The organism is Streptomyces nanshensis, from assembly GCF_001751255.1.
In the GTDB taxonomy this organism is placed as follows: domain Bacteria; phylum Actinomycetota; class Actinomycetes; order Streptomycetales; family Streptomycetaceae; genus Streptomyces; species Streptomyces nanshensis_A.
Window position 1 is genome coordinate 13,574 of record NZ_LJGW01000202.1, and the last position, 2,013, is coordinate 15,586.

The 2,013-nt window shown below is 59.0% G+C and carries 1 rRNA gene and 3 other annotated features; the gene reads left to right on the top strand.

Going from position 1 to position 2,013, the window contains the following annotated elements:
• The first annotated feature begins 7 nt into the window (after positions 1 to 7).
• Positions 8 to 179, top strand: a sequence feature (16S ribosomal RNA rRNA prediction is too short).
• 27 nt (positions 180 to 206) lie between these two features.
• Positions 207 to 303 (top strand) — a sequence feature (16S ribosomal RNA rRNA prediction is too short).
• A 63-nt stretch (positions 304 to 366) separates the two neighbouring features.
• Positions 367 to 502: a sequence feature (16S ribosomal RNA rRNA prediction is too short), on the top strand.
• Positions 503 to 856: 354 nt separating this feature from the next.
• A 23S ribosomal RNA gene (locus AN218_RS39180) occupies positions 857 to 2,013 on the top strand; the annotation flags it as partial.

Genomic DNA, 2,013 nt, shown 5'->3' on the forward strand with positions numbered 1-2,013 from the left:
GGTGTACAGGTGGTGCATGGCTGTCGTCAGCTCGTGTCGTGAGATGTTGGGTTAAGTCCCGCAACGAGCGCAACCCTTGTCTCGTGTTGCCAGCAGGCCCTTGTGGTGCTGGGGACTCACGGGAGACTGCCGGGGTCAACTCGGAGGAAGGTGGGGACGACGTCAAGTCATCATGCCCCTTATGTCTTGGGCTGCACACGTGCTACAATGGCCGGTACAATGAGTGGCGATGCCGTGAGGTGGAGCGAATCTCAAAAAGCCGGTCTCAGTTCGGATTGGGGTCTGCAACTCGACCCCATGAAGTCGGAGTCGCTAGTAATCGCAGATCAGCATTGCTGCGGTGAATACGTTCCCGGGCCTTGTACACACCGCCCGTCACGTCACGAAAGTCGGTAACACCCGAAGCCGGTGGCCCAACCCCTTGTGGGAGGGAGCCGTCGAAGGTGGGACTGGCGATTGGGACGAAGTCGTAACAAGGTAGCCGTACCGGAAGGTGCGGCTGGATCACCTCCTTTCTAAGGAGCATGCGGCGTCAGGTACACCTCTCGATGTGAGAGGGGCCCTGCCGTCCAGAGCCAGTACACCGGCGCACGTCCGGTGCTGGCCGCTCATGGGTGGAACGTTGACTATTCAGCTCTCGTGCCGGTGTCGGCCGTTAGTACTGCCTGTGTGGTTGCAGGTGTGGAAGACGGTCCGCTGCGGGCGGTGGGGGCTGGGCGCGCTGTTGGGTGTCTGAGAGTACGGCCGTTGAGCTGTTGTCTCTTGGTTGCCGGTCCCGGTGTACTCAGGCTGTGTGTCTGGGGTGGTGGGTGGCTGGTTGTTGTTTGAGAACTGGACAGTGGACGCGAGCATCTGTGGCCAAGTTTTTAAGGGCGCACGGTGGATGCCTTGGCACCAGGAACCGATGAAGGACGTGGGAGGCCGCGATAGGCCCCGGGGAGCTGTCAACCGAGCTGTGATCCGGGGGTGTCCGAATGGGGAAACCCGGCAGTCGTCATGGGCTGTCACCTGCATCTGAATGTATAGGGTGTGTGGAGGGAACGCGGGGAAGTGAAACATCTCAGTACCCGCAGGAAGAGAAAACAATAGTGATTCCGGGAGTAGTGGCGAGCGAAACCGGATGAGGCTAAACCGTATGTGTGTGAGACCCGGCAGGGGTTGCATGTGCGGGGTTGTGGGACGGGACTTCGGTCGTCTGCCGGCGGCTGGGTGAGTTAGAAACCATTGCGATAGGCGAAGGGCATGCGAAAGGCCCGGCGTAGAGGGTAAGACCCCCGTAGCTGAAATTGTGGTGGCTCACTTGTTCTGTTTCCCGAGTAGCATGGGGCCCGTGAAATCCTGTGTGAATCTGGCGGGACCACCCGTCAAGCCTAAATATTCCCTGGTGACCGATAGCGGATAGTACCGTGAGGGAATGGTGAAAAGTACCGCGGGAGCGGAGTGAAAGAGTACCTGAAACCGTGTGCCTACAAGCCGTGGGAGCGTCGCCGTGTGTGCTTGCACATGCGGTCGTGACTGCGTGCCTTTTGAAGAATGAGCCTGCGAGTTTGCGGCATGTTGCGAGGTTAACCCGTGTGGGGGAGCCGTAGCGAAAGCGAGTCCGAAGAGGGCGGTCTGAGTAGCGTGTTCAAGACCCGAAGCGGAGTGATCTAGCCATGGGCAGGGTGAAGCGGAGGTAAGACTTCGTGGAGGCCCGAACCCACCAGGGTTGAAAACCTGGGGGATGACCTGTGGTTAGGGGTGAAAGGCCAATCAAACTCCGTGATAGCTGGTTCTCCCCGAAATGCATTTAGGTGCAGCGTCGTGTGTTTCTTGCCGGAGGTAGAGCACTGGATAGGCGATGGGCCCTACCGGGTTACTGACCTTAGCCAAACTCCGAATGCCGGTAAGTGAGAGCGCGGCAGTGAGACTGTGGGGGATAAGCTCCATGGTCGAGAGGGAAACAGCCCAGAGCATCGACTAAGGCCCCTAAGCGTGTGCTAAGTGGGAAAGGATGTGGAGTCGCAGAGACAA